Annotated in this window: 18 protein-coding genes; 11 read left to right on the top strand and 7 right to left on the bottom strand. The window is 59.2% G+C overall.

The features are described 5' to 3' along the window. The first annotated feature begins 66 nt into the window (after positions 1-66). The gene (hmpA, locus tag H7698_RS20845; protein WP_194692691.1) at positions 67-1,248 is read left to right on the top strand and encodes an NO-inducible flavohemoprotein; all 1,182 of its coding nucleotides are present in this window, start codon (positions 67-69) and stop codon (positions 1,246-1,248) included. A gap of 185 nt (positions 1,249-1,433) precedes the next feature. On the opposite strand, the gene H7698_RS20840 is transcribed toward hmpA, so the two are convergent. The 5 genes from H7698_RS20840 to H7698_RS20820 all read right to left on the bottom strand — a co-directional run bounded on the left by H7698_RS20840 (position 1,434) and on the right by H7698_RS20820 (position 6,754). Next, positions 1,434-2,060, bottom strand: a complete 627-nt coding sequence (locus H7698_RS20840) for a helix-turn-helix transcriptional regulator (RefSeq protein ID WP_162437252.1) — start codon at positions 2,058-2,060, stop codon at positions 1,434-1,436. Between the two features lie 89 nt (positions 2,061-2,149). Beyond that, a complete protein-coding gene (locus H7698_RS20835; protein ID WP_162437253.1) occupies positions 2,150-3,277 on the bottom strand; it encodes an NAD(P)/FAD-dependent oxidoreductase in 1,128 nt (375 codons plus the stop codon). Between the two features lie 149 nt (positions 3,278-3,426). After that, positions 3,427-4,374 carry an ornithine cyclodeaminase family protein gene (locus H7698_RS20830; protein WP_194692690.1) on the bottom strand — a complete coding sequence of 316 codons (948 nt, stop codon included), beginning with the start codon at positions 4,372-4,374 and terminating at the stop codon, positions 3,427-3,429. A gap of 138 nt (positions 4,375-4,512) precedes the next feature. After that, positions 4,513-6,000, bottom strand: coding sequence for an ATP-dependent RNA helicase RhlB (gene rhlB, locus H7698_RS20825; RefSeq protein ID WP_162437255.1), 1,488 nt, complete (start codon positions 5,998-6,000; stop codon positions 4,513-4,515). Positions 6,001-6,097: 97 nt separating this feature from the next. Next, on the bottom strand, positions 6,098-6,754 hold the full coding sequence (locus H7698_RS20820) for an alpha/beta hydrolase (protein ID WP_194692689.1): 657 nt from the start codon (positions 6,752-6,754) through the stop codon (positions 6,098-6,100). A gap of 469 nt (positions 6,755-7,223) precedes the next feature. Between H7698_RS20820 and H7698_RS20815 the strand changes: the two genes are divergently transcribed. The 9 genes from H7698_RS20815 (at position 7,224) to H7698_RS20775 (ending at position 15,586) form a co-directional block, all read left to right on the top strand. Further along, a complete protein-coding gene (locus tag H7698_RS20815; protein ID WP_162437257.1) occupies positions 7,224-8,255 on the top strand; it encodes an amino acid ABC transporter substrate-binding protein in 1,032 nt (343 codons plus the stop codon). 65 nt (positions 8,256-8,320) lie between these two features. Further along, a complete protein-coding gene (locus H7698_RS20810; RefSeq protein WP_194692688.1) occupies positions 8,321-9,502 on the top strand; it encodes an amino acid ABC transporter permease in 1,182 nt (393 codons plus the stop codon). Between the two features lie 10 nt (positions 9,503-9,512). After that, positions 9,513-10,610 carry an amino acid ABC transporter permease gene (locus H7698_RS20805; protein WP_162437259.1) on the top strand — a complete coding sequence of 366 codons (1,098 nt, stop codon included), beginning with the start codon at positions 9,513-9,515 and terminating at the stop codon, positions 10,608-10,610. Positions 10,611-10,620: 10 nt separating this feature from the next. Beyond that, positions 10,621-11,385 carry an amino acid ABC transporter ATP-binding protein gene (locus H7698_RS20800; RefSeq protein ID WP_032859991.1) on the top strand — a complete coding sequence of 255 codons (765 nt, stop codon included), beginning with the start codon at positions 10,621-10,623 and terminating at the stop codon, positions 11,383-11,385. Positions 11,386-11,677: 292 nt separating this feature from the next. Beyond that, positions 11,678-12,337 (top strand): FadR/GntR family transcriptional regulator, encoded by a 660-nt coding sequence (locus H7698_RS20795; protein WP_162437260.1) that lies wholly within the window; start codon positions 11,678-11,680, stop codon positions 12,335-12,337. Beyond that, complete coding sequence (locus H7698_RS20790) at positions 12,327-13,637, top strand: CynX/NimT family MFS transporter (protein WP_194692687.1); 1,311 nt, start codon at positions 12,327-12,329, stop codon at positions 13,635-13,637. Before H7698_RS20795 ends, H7698_RS20790 begins: the two co-directional genes overlap by 11 nt. Before the next feature lie 101 nt (positions 13,638-13,738). Beyond that, complete coding sequence (locus tag H7698_RS20785) at positions 13,739-14,209, top strand: nuclear transport factor 2 family protein (protein ID WP_194692686.1); 471 nt, start codon at positions 13,739-13,741, stop codon at positions 14,207-14,209. A 40-nt stretch (positions 14,210-14,249) separates the two neighbouring features. Further along, the gene (locus tag H7698_RS20780) at positions 14,250-14,561 is read left to right on the top strand and encodes a GIY-YIG nuclease family protein (protein WP_194692685.1); all 312 of its coding nucleotides are present in this window, start codon (positions 14,250-14,252) and stop codon (positions 14,559-14,561) included. Between the two features lie 89 nt (positions 14,562-14,650). Continuing rightward, positions 14,651-15,586 carry a glutathione S-transferase family protein gene (locus H7698_RS20775; RefSeq protein WP_194692684.1) on the top strand — a complete coding sequence of 312 codons (936 nt, stop codon included), beginning with the start codon at positions 14,651-14,653 and terminating at the stop codon, positions 15,584-15,586. 123 nt (positions 15,587-15,709) lie between these two features. Here the strand turns inward: H7698_RS20775 and H7698_RS20770 are convergent, their stop codons facing one another. After that, a complete protein-coding gene (locus tag H7698_RS20770; protein WP_194692683.1) occupies positions 15,710-16,060 on the bottom strand; it encodes a glutaredoxin family protein in 351 nt (116 codons plus the stop codon). Beyond that, positions 16,060-17,064 carry a nucleoid-associated protein YejK gene (gene yejK / locus H7698_RS20765; protein ID WP_008147593.1) on the bottom strand — a complete coding sequence of 335 codons (1,005 nt, stop codon included), beginning with the start codon at positions 17,062-17,064 and terminating at the stop codon, positions 16,060-16,062. The genes H7698_RS20770 and yejK overlap by 1 nt, the downstream gene beginning before the upstream one ends. A gap of 474 nt (positions 17,065-17,538) precedes the next feature. Here yejK and H7698_RS20760 point away from each other — a divergent pair, with 474 nt between their 5' ends. After that, positions 17,539-17,820 (top strand): HU family DNA-binding protein, encoded by a 282-nt coding sequence (locus tag H7698_RS20760; protein WP_007905514.1) that lies wholly within the window; start codon positions 17,539-17,541, stop codon positions 17,818-17,820. Positions 17,821-17,979: the final 159 nt, after the last annotated feature.

The raw sequence follows: 17,979 nt of genomic DNA, 5'->3' as shown, positions 1-17,979 counted from the left end.
ACTGGCACGAATACTGATAGGCATAGGGTAATCAGTTGGTAATCCACGTCGCTCAGGAGTCACCCTATGCTTAGCGTTCAAGACCGCGCAATCGTCAAATCCACCGTGCCGTTGTTGGAAAGCGGCGGCGAAACGTTGATCACTCACTTCTACCGCATGATGCTCTCCGAATACCCTGAAGTGCGCCCGCTGTTCAACCAGGCCCACCAGGCCAGCGGTGATCAACCCCGCGCACTGGCGAACGGTGTGTTGATGTACGCGCGGCACATCGATCAGCTTGACCAGTTGGGCGACCTGGTGGCCAAGATCATCAACAAGCACGTGGCCCTGCAAATCCTTCCGGAACACTACCCGATTGTAGGCACCTGCCTGCTGCGCGCGATTTCCGAAGTGCTTGGCGACGAGATTGCGACCCCCGAAGTGATGAGCGCCTGGGGTGCGGCTTATGGGCAACTGGCTGACATTCTGATCGGTGCCGAGACCGCTATCTACGACCAAAAGGAGCACGCACCCGGTGGCTGGCGCGGCGCGCGGGAATTCATCGTGGCGAGCAAAGTGGAAGAGAGCGCGGAGATCATTTCGTTCTACTTCGAGCCGGCTGACAAGGGCCCGATTCTGGCGGCAGAACCCGGCCAGTACATCGGCATGAAGCTGGTCCTCGACGGTGAAGAGATCCGTCGTAACTATTCACTGTCGGCGTTGGCCAACAATGGTCAGTACCGCATCAGCGTCAAGCGCGAACAGGGTGGTCGCGCTTCCAATCATTTGCACGATCAGCTGCATGTCGGCGCAAAGATCCAGCTGTTCCCGCCATCGGGTGAATTCACGCTGAGCGCCAGCGACAAGCCGCTGGTGCTGATCAGTGGCGGCGTCGGCATCACTCCCACACTGGCAATGCTCGAAGCGGCGTTGGCGACCGAACGGCCGGTGCATTTCATCCACTGCGCGCGCAACGGTAGCGTCCACGCGTTTCGTGACTGGATCGACGGGCTGGCTGAACGTCATCCGCAGCTGCAGCGCTTCTACTGCTATGACGAAGATGATGGTGTGAGCCCGGCGGCGCACCGCGTCGGGTTGTTGAGTCAGGAGCAGTTGGGCGAATGGTTGCCGCAGGAGCGCGACGTGGATGCCTATTTCCTGGGGCCTAAAGGCTTCATGGCAGCGATCAAGCGCCACCTCAAAGCCTTGGGCGTACCCGAGAAGCAAAGCCGCTACGAGTTCTTCGGCCCGGCTTCGGCGCTGGAGTAACCTCCGCCCTCGCCAGTCCAGACGCAACACCCCTTGTAGCCGCTGGCGAAACCTGCGTTCGAGGACGCAGTCCTCGCCAGTCCGGTCGCTGCGTTGCAACAGGTCGATCACGATTATCTTGCAGGCGAGGACTTCGTCCTCGAACGCAGGCTTCGCCAGCGGCTATACGGATCGCGGTGCAGCTCTTAGCCTTTGAGTTCCTTCAAATGCTTGTACACCGTTGCCCGGCCCATGTTCAGGACGTTGGCGACGTAGTTGGAGGCGCTTTTGCCCTTGAAGGCGCCTTCGGCGTGCAGCGCCAGCACCAGCTCGCGTTTATGGTCCCGGGTCAGCATGCTCAGGCTCAGCTGACGCTCGCGCAGCCAGGCATGCAGGAAGGTGTTGATCCGCTCCTGCCAGTCATCGCGAAACAGTGAATCCGGTTGTGGAATCAACTTGCTCGGCGACAGAAACAAATCCAGTGCCGCCTTGGCATTCTCGAACAACGAAATATTCAGATTGATGCACAGCACCGCCAGCGGTTGGCCCTCGCTGTCACGCAAAACACTGCTCAGGCTGCGAATTTTCTGACCGTCCCAGTTGAGCTTTTCGTACGGCCCAATGTTTCGCTCGCTGATGTCTTCGCTGAGCATGTCTTCCAGGGATGAGTCATCACCGATTTCCCGCTTCGACAGGTTGTTGGCGATGTAGTCGACCTTTTGCGTGCGCAGATCGTGCAGCACCACCTCGGCGTGGGGAAAGAACAGGGTGGCGATTGCATCGCTGATGGCTCGGTAGTTGTCCAGGGCCGGGTCTTTTTCGGGTGCGTTCATCAAGTAGAGCTCCAGGCCACGTCAGCGCCCGTCAAAAGGGGCGCCGGGAGTTTGCCGCAAACAGTCTGAAACGTCACTTCAGTGCCGCATCAACCGAGGCGTGCCGGGGAAAGCATCTCGGCGTTCAAGCCAAAACGCGTGAGGGATGCGGGCAGCGCTTCACCGCGCACCAAAGCGGCGCTGGCCTGGCCCATGGCGGGCGATGTCTGGATGCCGTAACCGCCTTGAGCTGCCACCCAGAACAGGCCTGGGACCAGGGGATCGAAGCCCGACAATAAATCACCGTCGCTGACAAAACTGCGCAAACCGGCCCAGGTGCGGGTCGGGCGGCGGATGGTCAGGGTGGTCGCTTCTTCGATCTGGTAGATGCCCATGGCGATGTCCAGTTCTTCGGGCTGCACGTCGTGGGGTTCCACAGGATCGGCGTTCGCCGGAGAGCCAAGGAACATACCGGCGTCGGGTTTCATGTAGAAGGATTCGTCGAGGCTGACCAGCATGGGCCAATGATGGATATCCACACCCTCAGGGCCGGCGAAAATAAAGGCCGCGCGGCGCTTCGGTTGCAGTCCCAGCGTTCTGGCGCCAGCGAGCTCACCGATCCTGTCGGCCCAGGCGCCGGCGGCGTTGATGATGATCGGGGCGCTGAAGGTTTGATTGCGGGTTTGCACCTGCCATACACCGTCGGCATCGCGGGTCAGGCTCAGGACTTCGGTATCGGTATGGACTTCGCCTTTATTGCGACGGATACCGCGCAGATACCCCTGATGCAGGGCATCGGTATCGATGTCGCTGGCGGTAGGGTCATAAATGGCCCCATGGACTTTTTCCCGACGCAGGATCGGCAGGCGCACGCAGGCTTCTTCTGCACTGAGCAGCTGCATTTGCGGCACCGTCGCTTTCGCGCTCAGGTACTGGTTTTGCAGCTCGGCAGGGTCACCGGTGAAGTCCACGGTCATCTCGCCGCGCGGCGTCAGCAGCGGGTGTTCACAGAAACCGGCGGGCGGCGCGTCGAAGAAGTCGCGACTGGCCTGGGTCAGCGCCCGCACCTGGGGCGTGCCGTAAGCGGCGGTGTACAGCGCGGCGGAACGTCCGGTCGAGTGATAGGCCGGATGGGATTCGCGTTCGAGCACGATGACCCGGGCATGCTGCGACAGCCAGAAACCGGTGGAAGCGCCGGCAATCCCGCCGCCGATGATGATGAAGTCTGCCTGGCTCATGAACGTCTCCTGATGGGGCGTAAATGCCATTGTTATATAGGAACCCTGTGGGAGCCGGGCTTGCCCGCGATTGCATCACCGCGGTGTGCCTGACAGACCGTGGCGCCTGCATCGCGGACAAGCCCGGCTCCCTCAGAGGGGCGGTGGTGTTAGTGCTGCAATTGGTAAATGGCGTTTGCCAGTGCAATGTCTTCCAGTCCCAGACCGATCGAGCGGAAAAACACGTGACGGTCGTAGTCCGGGCGCTGCACTTTTTCGCTGAGCAGATCGGGCAGGTCGCCCACGATGCTGTTGCTGTCCCAACCATGTTGCTCACCGGCGATCAGCATTTCACCGGCCGAGCCAGGGGTGCTCAGACGATAGTCACAGAACACCTGCATGTCATTGAGGCTTTGCGGCGGTACTTCGTGGGCACGGGGGGCGTTAGTGCTGATCGATGTGATCAGCGCCGGTTTGCTCAGCGTGGCCGGATCGATCACCGGGCCGGCGGACGAGGTGCAGAGCATGATCACATCGGCGTCGTGGACGGCGGCCTCGCGACTCTCGACAAGGGACAGGCGCGGATCGAGGCTTTTGAGCTGCGCCAATGCCTGTGGATCAAGCGTGCTCAAGCCTGGCGAATAGAGGGTGATGCTCTGCCAATCGCGCAGTCCCTTGACGTAATGCAGGTGCGCCTGGGCCACTTTGCCGCTGCCGATAATCGCCAGGCGTCGCGCGTTCAACGGCGCGAGCGCGTCGATGGCGACGGCGGTGGTCGCGGCGGTGCGCGCTGTCGTCAATTCTCCTGCATCGCACAGCAGCAAGGGCTGCCCAGTCTGCATCGACATCAGCAACGTCCACGCTGTGACCAATGGGCCTTGTTCGCGCACGATATAGGGCGAGGTCTTGACCCCATAGACACCGTCTTCGGCCAGTACACCCAGATAATTGATGAAGTCGCCCGCCCCTTGAGGGAACTCGACCAGCTGCTGTGCCGGTTGCACGGCCTTTCCAGCAGCCAGGTCGCGAAACAGTTTGCGCAGGATCTGCGGCACATCGACCTGTGCCAGCAGGTCTCGAGCCTGGGGTTGGGTGATCACGATAGGCGAACTGGACATGGTCGGCTCCGGGGGGCTTAAACTAAACTTATTTGTCCATTATGGACTTTTAGTTGTCTCTAGCAAGCCTCTGATAAATTCCCGGGCGAAAAAAAAGCGCAGTCCGTTTCCGGCTGCGCCTTTTTTACTCGACCCGTGTTACGGGCGCTTGCGCTCAACGGCCCGAAGCAGATGTGTCGGCGGCGTTTCACAGCTGATCTTGCGCCCCAGCAGCGTCTCGATGGACGGTAGCTGGTAGGAGTCGTCTTCACCGGCAAAACTGATGGACACGCCTTCAGCACCGGCACGACCGGTCCGACCGATACGGTGCACGTAATCGTCCGGGACTTCCGGCAACGTGAAGTTGATCACGTGGCTGATGCCGTCGATGTGGATGCCACGGCCGGCAACGTCGGTGGCGACCAGCACGCGGATCTTGCCTTCGCGGAAACCTTCCAGGGTCTTGATGCGCTTGTGCTGCGGCACATCGCCGGACAACTGCGCAGCGTTGACGCCGTCACGTACCAGGCGCTCTTCGATGCGCCGTACTTCATCCTTGCGGTTGGCGAAGACCATCACTCGCTCCCAGCCATTGTCGTTGACCAGGTTGTAGAGCAGTTTGTATTTGTCGGCGCCGGCCACTGCATAGATGTGCTGCTCGACGTTTTCGCTGGCCACGTTCTGCGACTCGATCTCGACGATCGACGGCTCGGTGGTCCATTGCTTGGCCAGGTTCATCACGTCTTCGGTGAAGGTCGCGGAGAACAGCAGCGTCTGGCGCTCGTTCTTCGGCGGAGTCTGGCGAATGATCTGACGCACTTGCGGGATGAAACCCATGTCGAGCATCCGGTCGGCTTCGTCCAGCACCATCACTTCGACCATGTCCAGGTGCACGTCGCCGCGCTGGTTGAAGTCGAGCAAGCGACCCGGCGTCGCCACGAGGATGTCGCAGTGACGGGCTTCGAGGTGCTTGAGTTGCTTGTCGAAGTCCATGCCGCCCACAAACGTCATGACGTTGAGACCGGTGTACTTGGTCAGGTCGGCCGCGTCCTTGGCGATCTGCACCACCAGTTCCCGGGTCGGCGCAATGATCAGTGCCCGCGGTTCACCCATGTAACGCTCTTTCGGCGGCGGGGTTTGCAGCAGTTGGGTAATGATCGAGATCAGGAACGCGGCGGTTTTGCCGGTGCCGGTCTGGGCACGACCGATGGCGTCTTTACCCGCAAGCGTAAAGCCCAGCACCTGTGCCTGGATCGGCGTGCAGTACGGGAAGCCCAGGTCCTGGATGGCATGCATCAGTTCAGGGGCGAGTTTGAAATCATGGAAACGGGTTTTGCCTTCCTGGGGTTCGACAACGAAGTCTTCGAGTTTCCAGGGAATGACCGGCGCTTTCGGCTTCGGTTCGCGACGGGGTTTGACAGGTTTCGGCGCTTCGCTGCGCGGCTGTTCAGAGGCAATGGCCTCGACAGGAGGAGTGGCCGGTGTGGTCATCGGCTCGTGTGTCGGTACCGCTGCGGTTGCGGTCCGGCCAGACTGATTACCGTCGGTGCGGTGGCTGGGGTTGTGAGACGGAGCGCTGGAGACTGGCGCGAGCTGCTCAGTCTCGCTTTTACCGAACATTTTCTTGAGTGCTTTGAGCACGGTCATCTCATCAATTGATTAAGGAATGTACGCCGGCCAGTGTAATGCAAGAATCGGGCGCGGCGTAGTGTGATGATTAAAGGTGCTGTTTTTCACAAGGTGTTTAACGCAAACGCTCGGCGATCCAGACACCGATATCGCGAATCTCCTCAGGTAACACTTCGTGACCCATTGGGTATTCCTGCCATGTCACGGTGACACCACGGGTCTTCAAATGCTCGTAGGCGCTGCGACCCATCGAATTTTGCACCACGTCATCGTACTGCCCGTGCAAGGACAACACCGGTGTGCGCTGCTGACTGGCCGAAAGCTCCAGTTCATCACTGAAGGTCGGCGCATAAGTGGAGAGGGCGAGTACGCCACCCAGAGGACCCTGCCATTTCAAAAAGGCGGTGTGTAACACCACGGCGCCACCCTGGGAAAAACCGGCCAGAAAAATCCGCGAGGCGTCTATTCCAGCGGCGCGCTGCACTTCGATCAAATTGATTACCCGTTGCGCCGACTCTTCCAGCTGGTCGCGGTTGATCGCGCGAGCCGGGCTCATGGCCAATATGTCGTACCAGCTCGGCATCTCGTAGCCACCATTAATGGTGACAGCGCAGGTCGGTGCCTGAGGCAAAACGAAGCGGGTGGTCAACAGGGTTTCCTGCAGGGCTTCGGCCACCGGCAGGAAGTCGTAGCGGTCGGCGCCCAGGCCGTGCAGCCAGATTACGCAGGCATCTGCGGGCTTTACGGGTTGAAGAATCAAGGGCTCGGTCATGTTCGCTCCAAATGTGTGCGTGCGCTCTCATTGAGTGCGAGGTTTGAGTGCGCGTCTGGTTGATCAGTTAAGAAGATGTCGCAAGGCTACAAGTTTTGATCTTGACCGGTCGCTGAATCGCTTTCAGGAACGGTCTGGTACGGGCTTTGCTATGGAAAAGCGAGTACGAAAAATCCCACGCCTGTCGGTAACACTATCAGGCCATTGTTCCTGGTGGGATAGCAAAAAAATCCGGTGATGGATGTTCGCCAATGGCCGCTACGGGCTTAGCGAATGTGAAAGGGCTACAGCCCGTTCGGCCGATTGGTGAGAAGTGAGTGATCCATGATGTGGATTTTCTCCTACTAGACTCATAGCTAAGGTCTTACGTCGCTTGACCCTAAAAAAAGCCAACACGGGTCAACAACGCCTCATAAGGGTGCGACTGGACTCACGCTCCGACACAACAAGAGCAAAACTGGAGGTTTGAATGAAGATGTTGAAATCCACCCTGGCCATCGTGACTGCAGCCGCAGTACTCGGTGTCAGCGGGTTCGCTCAGGCGGGTGCAACCCTGGATGGCGTACAGAAGAAAGGTTTCGTACAGTGCGGTGTGAGTGACGGCCTGCCGGGTTTTTCGGTGCCGGACTCCACTGGCAAGATCGTGGGTATCGATGCTGACTACTGCCGTGCTGTAGCGGCTGCCGTCTTCGGCGACGCAACCAAGGTCAAGTTCAGTCAGTTGAACGCCAAGGAGCGCTTCACCGCGCTGCAATCCGGCGAAATTGACATCCTGTCGCGTAACACCACCATGACCAGCTCCCGCGACTCGGGCATGGGCCTGAAATTCCCGGGCTTCATCACTTATTACGACGGCATCGGCTTCCTGGTTAACAACAAACTGGGCGTGAAAAGTGCCAAAGAGCTGGATGGCGCGACCATCTGCATCCAGGCCGGTACCACCACCGAGCTGAACGTTTCCGACTACTTCCGTGGCAACGGTCTGAAATACACCCCGATCACGTTCGACACCTCTGATGAAAGCGCCAAGTCGCTGGAATCGGGTCGTTGCGACGTGCTGACTTCCGACAAGTCCCAACTGTTCGCCCAGCGCAGCAAGCTGGCTGCGCCGAAGGACTACGTGGTTCTGCCGGAAACCATTTCCAAAGAACCTCTGGGTCCGGTCGTGCGTAACGGCGACGACGAGTGGCTGGCCATCGTGCGCTGGGTTGGCTACGCCATGCTCAACGCTGAAGAAGCCGGCATCACGTCGAAGAACGTTGAAGCTGAAGCCAAAGGCACCAAGAACCCGGACGTCGCTCGTCTGCTGGGCACCGACGGTGAATACGGCAAAGACCTGAAAGTGAAGAAAGACTGGGTCGTACAGATCGTCAAGCAAGTCGGTAACTACGGCGAAGTGTTCGAGAAAAACCTCGGCAAAAGCACGCCTCTGGAAATCGACCGCGGCTTGAACGCCCTGTGGAACAACGGCGGCATTCAATACGCACCACCAGTGCGCTGATGGTTCTATCACCCGGTGGGCCAACCACCGGGTGATGTTCTGTTCCATTACATCCGGGGCACTTCATGCAAAATTCAATCGGCGCACCAAAGCAGAGGCTCAGCCTCAGCGATCCCAAAGTGCGTGCGTGGCTGTTTCAGATCATCACCATTGTGGCGGTGGTCTCGATGGGCTGGTATCTGTTCGATAACACCCAGACCAACCTGCAACACCGGGGTATTACCTCCGGCTTCAGCTTTCTGGAGCGCAGTGCCGGTTTCGGCATCGCTCAACACCTGATCGACTACACCGAATCGGACAGCTATGCCCGGGTGTTTGTCATCGGCTTGCTCAACACACTGCTGGTGACATTCATCGGCGTGATCCTGGCGACGATCCTCGGGTTCATCGTCGGCGTGTCACGGCTGTCGAAGAACTGGATCATTGCCAAGCTGGCGACTGTTTATGTGGAAGTCTTCCGCAACATTCCGCCGCTGCTGCAAATCCTGTTCTGGTACTTCGCGGTATTCCTGACCATGCCGGGACCGCGCAACAGCCACAACTTCGGCGATACCTTCTTCGTCAGCAGCCGCGGCCTGAACATGCCGGCCGCACTGGCGGCGGACGGCTTCTGGCCGTTCGTGGTCAGTGTCGTCGTTGCCATCGTCGCCATCGTGCTGATGTGCCGCTGGGCCAACAAGCGCTTTGAGGCCACTGGCGTACCGTTCCACAAGTTCTGGACCGGGCTGGCACTGTTCCTGGTGATCCCTGCGTTGTGCGTCTTGATCTTCGGCGCACCTGTGCACTGGGAAATGCCCAAGCTGCAAGGCTTCAACTTCGTCGGTGGCTGGGTGCTGATCCCGGAATTGCTGGCGCTGACCCTGGCCCTGACCGTTTACACCGCGGCGTTCATCGCCGAGATCGTGCGCTCGGGCATCAAGTCGGTCAGCCATGGCCAGACCGAGGCGGCGCATTCCCTGGGCCTGCGCAACGGTCCGACCCTGCGCAAGGTCATCATCCCGCAAGCCCTGCGCGTGATCATTCCACCGCTGACCAGCCAATACCTGAACCTGGCGAAAAACTCTTCGCTGGCGGCCGGTATCGGTTATCCGGAAATGGTTTCGTTGTTTGCCGGCACGGTGTTGAACCAGACCGGTCAAGCCATCGAGGTGATTGCGATCACCATGAGCGTGTACCTGGCGATCAGTATCAGCATTTCCCTGCTGATGAACTGGTACAACAAGCGCATTGCGCTGATCGAGCGGTAAGGAAAAGCGCATGAGTACTCATACTTTCAAACCTGACATGCCGCCACCGAGCAAAGTCTTCGGACCGATGGCGTGGATGCGCGCGAACATGTTTTCCAGCTGGCTCAACACCCTGCTGACCCTGTTCGCGTTCTATCTGATCTATCTGGTGGTGCCGCCGATCCTGCAGTGGGCCATCCTGGACGCCAACTGGGTCGGCACGACACGCGCCGACTGCACGAAGGAGGGCGCCTGCTGGGTGTTCATCCAGCAGCGTTTTGGCCAGTTCATGTACGGCTACTACCCTCCGGAACTGCGCTGGCGCGTGGACCTGACCGTGTGGCTGGCGGTCATCGGCGTGGCGCCGTTGTTCATCTCGCGCTTCCCGCGTAAAGCGGTGTACGGGCTGAGCTTCCTGGTGCTCTACCCAATCATTTCCTGGTGCTTGCTGCATGGCGGCGTGTTCGGCCTGCCCCAAGTGGCGACCAGCCAGTGGGGCGGTCTGATGCTGACCCTGGTGATCGCGACGGTGGGTATTGCCGGTGCGTTGCCGCTGGGTATCGTCCTGGCGCTGGGTCGTCGTTCGAACATGCCGGCGATTCGTGTGGTCTGCGTGACCTTCATCGAATTCTGGCGCGGCGTGCCCTTGATCACCGTGCTGTTCATGTCCTCGGTGATGCTGCCGTTGTTCCTGCCCGAAGGCATGAACTTCGACAAACTCCTGCGAGCGCTGATCGGCGTGATCCTGTTCCAGTCGGCCTATGTGGCTGAAGTGGTGCGAGGTGGTCTGCAAGCGATTCCAAAGGGTCAGTACGAAGCGGCTGCGGCGATGGGCCTCGGGTACTGGCGCAGCATGGGCCTGGTGATTCTGCCGCAAGCCCTGAAGATGGTGATCCCAGGCATCGTCAACACCTTCATTGCGCTGTTCAAGGACACGAGCCTGGTGATCATCATCGGCCTGTTCGACTTGCTCAACAGCGTCAAGCAAGCCGCCGCCGACCCGAAATGGTTGGGCATGGCCACTGAAGGCTATGTGTTTGCAGCCCTGGTGTTCTGGATTTTCTGTTTTGGTATGTCGCGCTACTCCATGCATTTGGAACGTAAGCTCGACACTGGCCACAAGCGTTAGGAGTTCTTTTATGAGCGAAGCGATCAAACAGCCTGTGAGCCCTGAAGGCATTATTCAGATGCAGGGCGTGAACAAGTGGTACGGCCAGTTCCACGTGTTGAAAGACATCAACCTCAACGTGAAACAGGGCGAGCGTATCGTCCTGTGCGGCCCGTCGGGTTCCGGCAAGTCCACGACCATTCGTTGCCTCAATCGTCTGGAAGAACACCAGCAAGGCCGCATCGTGGTCGACGGCGTGGAGCTGACCAACGACCTCAAGCAGATCGAAACGGTACGCCGTGAAGTCGGCATGGTGTTCCAGCATTTCAACCTGTTCCCGCACCTGACCATCCTGCAGAACTGCACCCTGGCGCCGATGTGGGTGCGCAAGATGCCCAAGCGCAAGGCCGAGGAAATCGCCATGCATTACCTGGAACGCGTACGCATTCCAGAGCAGGCGCATAAATTCCCGGGGCAGCTGTCCGGCGGCCAGCAACAGCGTGTGGCGATCGCCCGCGCGCTGTGCATGAAGCCGAAAATCATGCTGTTCGACGAACCGACTTCGGCCCTCGACCCCGAGATGGTGAAAGAGGTATTGGACACGATGATCGGCCTCGCCGAAGACGGCATGACCATGCTCTGCGTTACCCACGAAATGGGTTTCGCGCGCACCGTGGCCAACCGCGTGATCTTCATGGACAAGGGTGAAATCGTTGAACAGGCTGCGCCGAATGACTTCTTCGATAATCCGCAGAATGAGCGCACCAAACTGTTCCTGAGCCAGATTCTGCATTGATCTGATTCAAGCACTAAAAATAAACCCGGACGTGTTCCGGGTTTTTTTTCGCTTACGCAAATGCAGCCCTTTGTAGCAGCTGGCGAAGCCTGCGTTGGCTCCGGGGTCGCGCTCGACTGTAGCGGTCGTTCTCTGGACGCCGCGATGTCCGCTTGAAAATCGGGGTCGCTTCGCGTCCCAACGCAGGCTTCGCCAGCTCTACAGGGTTTTGTGCGCCGTGGTTGCTCTGTCGGACAAAGCTGACTACCATGTCAGAAAATTCATCCTATGATTGGATGACAGGGCGAATAACATGTCAGAAATTTCTCCATTGGTTAAACGATCCCTGGTCGATCAGGCCCTGGATCAATTGCGCCTGCGCATCACCCAAGGTGCCTGGACCGTTGGGCAGCGCCTGCCCACCGAGCCGGAGTTATCCGCTGAGCTCGGCATCAGCCGTAATACCGTGCGTGAAGCCATGCGCGTACTGGCGTTTTCCGGGTTGATTGAAATTCGCCAGGGCGATGGCAGTTACCTGCGTGCGGTCGTCGATCCGCTGGACACCGTAAAAGCGTTGTCCCGCTGCTCCCATGAGCAGGCACGTGAGACCCGGCACATTCTCGAGGTCGAGGCCATCGGCCTCGCGGCCCTGCGCCGCACCGACGAAGACCTGGTGGCGTTGCGCGAGGCATTGGGCGTCAGCGGCAGCCATTATCACGGTGATCTCGACAGTTACATCGCGTGCGACCTGGTGTTCCACCGCCGTCTGGTCGACGCCGCGCACAACCCGACACTCAGCGAGCTTTATCGCTACTTCTCCAGCATCGTCGGCGCGCAATTGCGCCAGACGTTAAACATCACCCCACGACGCCAAGAGGTGTTCGATCTTCACATCGAGCTGCTTGATGCCGTCGAGCAACGTGACCCGGAAAGGGCCAAAGCCCTGTCCAGGCAGTTGATCAATGAACCTTGAAACCGAGAAATCCATGTCCAGCAGCAACAGCAGCATGAATGAACCCAAACGCACCGCAGAGCTCGATGAGCTGCTGATTGACGCCGAGGCCGATGACGAAGAGGTGCAGAAAAGCCGACCGATCCTGGGGCGGCCCTGGCTGTTGCTGCTGGGATTGATTCTGGTGGCGCTGAACTTGCGCCCGGCGTTGTCGAGCATGGCGCCGATGCTCAGTGAAGTGTCGAAAAGCCTTGGCTTGAGCGCCGTTCAAGCGGGTTTGCTGACCACCTTGCCAGTGCTTTGCCTCGGCCTGTTTGCGCCATTGGCACCCGTGCTGGCGCGTCGCTTCGGTGCCGAGCGGGTGGTGTTGGGTATTTTGCTGATGCTGGCGGGCGGGATCATCGTGCGCAGTTCGTTCGGTGAGATCGGTTTGTTTGCAGGCAGCGTGATGGCAGGCGCCAGTATTGGCGTGATCGGCGTATTGCTGCCGGGCATCGTCAAACGCGATTTCCCAAAGCAGGCCGGCACCATGACCGGTGTCTACACCATGGCCCTGTGCCTGGGTGCGGCCATGGCGGCAGGCGCCACCGTGCCGTTGAGCGAACATTTCGACAAGAGCTGGGCGCTGGGGCTGGGCTTCTGGGTGGTGCCGGCGTTCGTGGCGGCATTGTTCTGGTTGCCGCAAGTGGGTGGCCAGAAACACGGCGCGCACAACGTGGCGTATCGCGTTCGCGGCTTGTTGCGTGACCCGTTGGCGTGGCAGGTGACCTTGTACATGGGCCTGCAATCGTCCCTGGCGTACATCGTGTTCGGCTGGTTGCCGTCGATTCTGATCGGCCGCGGCCTGACCCCGACCCAGGCGGGTCTGGTGCTGTCGGGTTCGGTGATCGTCCAGTTGGCCAGTTCACTGGCCGCTCCATGGCTGGCCACACGCGGCAAGGACCAGCGACTGGCGATTGTCGTGGTCATGCTGCTGACCCTCAGTGGTTTGTTCGGTTGCCTGTATGCGCCGATCAATGGCCTGTGGGGCTGGGCGATCCTGTTGGGCCTGGGGCAGGGCGGTGCATTCAGCCTGGCGTTGACCCTGATCGTGCTGCGTTCGCGCGATGCGCATGTGGCGGCGAACCTGTCGAGCATGGCCCAGGGCTTCGGTTACACCCTGGCGTCCATGGGGCCGTTCGCGGTCGGTATCGTGCATGACTGGACCGGTGGCTGGAACGCGGTGGGCTGGATTTTCGGCGTGATCGGTCTCGGCGCGATCATTGCCGGTCTCGGGGCCGGTCGGACGTTGTATGTTCAGGTGGTCAGCGAAAAAGTCTGACGGCCTCGCACTGTCGGTATTCGGCACACGAATGCCGATGGTCCTGCGTGCATTTGCAGACTATCGTGCAGGCAATCTTTTCTGACGCCCGGAGTCTGCCCATGAGTGATGCCCACGCCCTGTTGATCACCCGGTTCTACCAAGCTTTCCAACGCCTAGATGCCGAGGCCATGGCCGCCTGCTACACCGACGACGTGGTGTTCAGCGATCCGGCCTTTGGCGAACTGCGCGGGCGCGACGCGGGTGACATGTGGCGCATGCTCACAACACGGGCCAAGGATTTCTCATTGACGTTCGATAACGTTCGAGCCGACGAGCGCACGGGCAGCGCTCACTGGGTCGCGACCTACCTGTTCAGCCAGACCGGCAACACCGTGATCAACGACATTCAGGCGCGCTTTGTTTTTCGCGACGGCAAGATCTGCGAGCATCACGACAGCTTCGACTTGTGGACCTGGTCCCGTCAGGCGCTGGGTTTCAAAGGGTTGCTGCTGGGTTGGACGCCGCTGGTGCGCAATGCCGTTCGCGCCCAGGCATTGAAGGGGTTGAAGGCATTCCAGGCCAGTCGCTGATAAGATCGCGGCTTGTTTCCCTTCAAGCCCTGATCGTCACGTGACCACCCTCAGCGAAAGCCCTGTCGACGCCGACACACCCGTGAGTAAAACCTGGTTCGTCTACCTCGTTCGCGCGGCCAACGGTTCGCTCTATTGCGGGATCAGCGATGATCCCGTGCGGCGTTTTGCCAAGCATCAAAGCGGCAAGGGCGCCCGGTTCTTTCTTTCCAGCCCGGCAATGGCGTTGGTCTACACCGAACGGTGCCGCGACAAGAGCGACGCATTGCGTCAGGAACGACTGATCAAAAAACTCAGGAAAAGCGCCAAGGAATGCCTGGTGGCGAGTGTCGCGCACGTGTCATCAATTTGATTGATCTGTTCTCATCACGGTAGATGGATACGCGGCTCATTGATTGCGCGCTAAGCTGCGGACTCCTTAACCGAGCGGCGGAGCCGAGCATGTCCGAGTTGATTCTGCATCATTACCCGACTTCCCCTTTCGCCGAGAAAGCCCGCCTGTTGCTGGGCTTCAAGGGCTTGTCCTGGCGCTCGGTGAAGATTTCGCCAGTGATGCCCAAACCGGATCTCACCGCGCTAACCGGTGGCTATCGCAAGACGCCGGTGTTGCAGATCGGTGCAGATATCTATTGCGACACGGCACTGATCGCCCGGCGACTGGAACAGGAAAAAGCCTTGCCGGCGTTTTTCCCCGAAGGTCAGGAAATGGTCACAGCATCGTTCGCGTCCTGGGCGGATTCGGTGGTGTTTCAACACGCGGTCAGTTTGGTGTTTCAGCCGGAATCGATCGCCGTGCGCTTTGGCAGTCTGCCGCCGGAAGCGATCAAGGCGTTCCTCGCCGATCGGGCGGGACTGTTTAGCGGTGGCAGCGCGACGCGTTTGTCCGCCGAGCAAGCGCGGCACCAGTGGCCGACGATCATGGCGCGACTGGAGCAACAGCTCGAGCGCGAGCAGGGCGACTTCCTGTTTGGCCAACCGTCGATTGCCGACTTTTCCTTGGCTCATCCGCTGTGGTTTCTCAAAGCCACGCCGGTAACGTCACCGTTGGTCGATGCTTATCCGGCGGTCAGCGCATGGTTTGGGCGGGTGATGGGCTTCGGTCATGGCGCGTCGAGCGAGATGACTTCCCAGGAAGCGCTGGAAGTGGCGCGCACTGCCACCCCGGCGGCGTTGCCGGACGATCAGTTCGACGAGCCGAACGGGTTTGAGCCAGGCCAGCAGGTGACCATCGCCGCGACCGATTACGGTGTCGATCCGGTGGCGGGGGAGTTGCTGTTTGCGGGCGCTGAAGAGCTGATTGTGCGCCGTGAGGACGAACGCGGCGGGGTGGTGCATGTGCACGTTCCGCGGTTTGGGTTTCGAATCGAGTCCTGCTGATACATGCTCCTGTGGCGAGGGGATTTATCCCCGTTGGGTTGCGAAGCGGCCCCAAAAAAAAGGGGCTGCTCCGCAGCCTAACGGGGATAAATCCCCTCGCCACGGGCAATTACCCCGAGCAAATTATTTCAGTGCCGCAAGAATCGCATCCGGGTCATACCCGCGAATCAACGTGCCATTCACATCAATGATCGGAATCCCGCCGCCGCCCAAGGCCTCGTAGTCCTTGCGCGCCACCGCGTCCTTCTCGATATCGAATTCCTTATACGCAATGCCCTTCTGATCGAGAAAACGCCGGGTCAGCTTGCAGTAGCCACACCACTCGGTGGCATAGAGCACGACATTGGCCTTGGCTTGAGTCTGCTCGGACACGACCTGAGAGGGATTGAACACCCGCTCGATCTTGCCCCAGTTCTGATAAACCACGACGACCAGCAAGATCAGCAGGCATTTTTTCAGCACGCCGCCCAGCATCAGTTGCGTCGCTTGAGCTGATCAGTGAGCTGAGTCGGCAAGCCTTTGATGATCAGCGTGCCGGCTTCTTCGTCATATTCGATCTTCGAGCCCAACAGGTGGGCTTCAAAGCTGATCGACAGCCCCTCGGCGCGCCCGGTGAAACGGCGGAACTGGTTCAGGGTGCGTTTATCCGCAGGGATTTCCGGCGAGAGGCCGTAGTCCTTGTTGCGGATGTGATCGTAAAACGCTTTAGGGCGTTCTTCGTCGATCAGCTCCGAGAGTTCTTCCAGGCCCATGGGTTCGCCCAATTTGGCCTGGCTGCTGGCGTAATCCACCAAGGTCTTGGTTTTCTCGCGAGCCGACTCTTCCGGCAAGTCTTCGCTTTCAACGAAGTCGCTGAAGGCTTTGAGCAGGGTGCGGGTTTCGCCGGGACCATCAACACCTTCCTGGCAGCCGATGAAGTCGCGGAAATACTCCGAAACCTTTTTCCCGTTCTTGCCTTTGATGAACGAAATGTATTGCTTGGACTGTTTGTTGTTCTGCCATTCCGAGACGTTGATCCGCGCTGCAAGGTGCAGTTGGCCAAGGTCCAGATGCCGGGAGGGCGTGACGTCCAGTTGATCGGTCACTGCGACGCCTTCGCTGTGGTGCAGCAGGGCGATGGCGAGGTAATCGGTCATACCCTGCTGGTAATGCGCGAAAAGCACGTGGCCGCCCACAGAGAGGTTCGATTCTTCCATCAGCTTTTGCAGATGCTCGACCGCTACCCGGCTGAAGGCGGTGAAGTCCTTGCCGCCGTCCAGGTACTCCTTCAGCCAGCCGCTGAACGGATGCGCCCCGGACTCGGCGTGGAAGAAACCCCAGGCCTTGCCTTGTTTGGCGTTATAGCTTTCGTTGAGATCGGCCAGCATGTACTCGATGGCGCTCGACTCGGCCAGTTCGGAGTCTCGAGCATGGAGAACTGCAGGGGTGCCGTCGGGTTTTTTGTCGATCAGGTGGACGATGCAATGGCGGATCGGCATGGGCTTCTCGGCTGATTGTAGAGAGGAGGGCGTGCTCCCCGAAAAAGGGCTAAGTGTACCCCAGCGTGTCCCCTGTGGGCGCTGCGGAAGGCTGCGATCTTTTGATCTTGATCTCACAAAAACAAAGTCAAAAGATCGCAGCCTTCGGCAGCTCCTGCGGGGGTATAAGGGTAATTTGGGCCTGCCGGATGGCCCTTATGCTGTTTTTTACCGGTTTAGAGCAATAAAGCTGACCAAATGGGTAGCTAGAGGCGGATATTTCCCCGTCTCTGTGCTAGTTTTGCCCCGTCTTGCGCGAAGTCACTGCGTTAAGCGTGCATTCAGCATTTGTCAGGTCGAACCAAACCCTGATTTCGGTATCTATAACCCCGATCCCGTGGTTATTGGCCGAGGGTGCCAGATCCAGAAGATCGGGCTCGATGGCTGACACTGCACTCTGCAATCCATATGAATTTGATAGGGAAGGAACACTACATGGCTCTTACTAAAGACCAACTGATCGCCGACATCGCTGAAGCTATCGACGCGCCAAAAACCACCGCGCGTAACGCTCTGGACCAACTGGGCCAAATCGTTGCCGATCAGCTGGAAAACGGCGGCGAAATCACTCTGCCAGGTATCGGCAAACTGAAAGTGACTGAGCGTCCTGCCCGCACTGGCCGTAACCCTTCGACTGGCGCTGCCATCGAAATCGCGGCCAAGAAAGTTATCAAGCTGGTTGTGGCCAAAGGCCTGACCGACGCTGTTAACAAGTAAGACGTGTAAAAAAAACCGTGCTCCGGAGTGATCCGGGCACGGTTTTTTTGTGTCTGTGATTTGGTGATTGAGCTACAACACCACTAAGTCAATGTAGGAGTGAGCCTGCTCGCGATGGCTGCGTGTCAGTTAACGATGATGTCGACTGATGCAACGCCA

The sequence above is a fragment of the Pseudomonas sp. p50(2008) genome (assembly GCF_015351605.1).
GTDB lineage: Bacteria > Pseudomonadota > Gammaproteobacteria > Pseudomonadales > Pseudomonadaceae > Aquipseudomonas.
This window is presented reverse-complemented; position numbering and strand designations above follow the sequence as displayed.

Coding starts and splice junctions, on each gene's coding strand:
- hmpA (WP_194692691.1), top strand. CDS start 67: ATGCTTAGCGTTCAAGACCGCGCAATCGTCAAATCCACCGTGCCGTTG.
- H7698_RS20840 (WP_162437252.1), bottom strand. CDS start 2,060: ATGAACGCACCCGAAAAAGACCCGGCCCTGGACAACTACCGAGCCATC.
- H7698_RS20835 (WP_162437253.1), bottom strand. CDS start 3,277: ATGAGCCAGGCAGACTTCATCATCATCGGCGGCGGGATTGCCGGCGCT.
- H7698_RS20830 (WP_194692690.1), bottom strand. CDS start 4,374: ATGTCCAGTTCGCCTATCGTGATCACCCAACCCCAGGCTCGAGACCTG.
- rhlB (WP_162437255.1), bottom strand. CDS start 6,000: ATGACCGTGCTCAAAGCACTCAAGAAAATGTTCGGTAAAAGCGAGACT.
- H7698_RS20820 (WP_194692689.1), bottom strand. CDS start 6,754: ATGACCGAGCCCTTGATTCTTCAACCCGTAAAGCCCGCAGATGCCTGC.
- H7698_RS20815 (WP_162437257.1), top strand. CDS start 7,224: ATGAAGATGTTGAAATCCACCCTGGCCATCGTGACTGCAGCCGCAGTA.
- H7698_RS20810 (WP_194692688.1), top strand. CDS start 8,321: ATGCAAAATTCAATCGGCGCACCAAAGCAGAGGCTCAGCCTCAGCGAT.
- H7698_RS20805 (WP_162437259.1), top strand. CDS start 9,513: ATGAGTACTCATACTTTCAAACCTGACATGCCGCCACCGAGCAAAGTC.
- H7698_RS20800 (WP_032859991.1), top strand. CDS start 10,621: ATGAGCGAAGCGATCAAACAGCCTGTGAGCCCTGAAGGCATTATTCAG.
- H7698_RS20795 (WP_162437260.1), top strand. CDS start 11,678: ATGTCAGAAATTTCTCCATTGGTTAAACGATCCCTGGTCGATCAGGCC.
- H7698_RS20790 (WP_194692687.1), top strand. CDS start 12,327: ATGAACCTTGAAACCGAGAAATCCATGTCCAGCAGCAACAGCAGCATG.
- H7698_RS20785 (WP_194692686.1), top strand. CDS start 13,739: ATGAGTGATGCCCACGCCCTGTTGATCACCCGGTTCTACCAAGCTTTC.
- H7698_RS20775 (WP_194692684.1), top strand. CDS start 14,651: ATGTCCGAGTTGATTCTGCATCATTACCCGACTTCCCCTTTCGCCGAG.
- H7698_RS20770 (WP_194692683.1), bottom strand. CDS start 16,060: ATGCTGGGCGGCGTGCTGAAAAAATGCCTGCTGATCTTGCTGGTCGTC.
- yejK (WP_008147593.1), bottom strand. CDS start 17,064: ATGCCGATCCGCCATTGCATCGTCCACCTGATCGACAAAAAACCCGAC.
- H7698_RS20760 (WP_007905514.1), top strand. CDS start 17,539: ATGGCTCTTACTAAAGACCAACTGATCGCCGACATCGCTGAAGCTATC.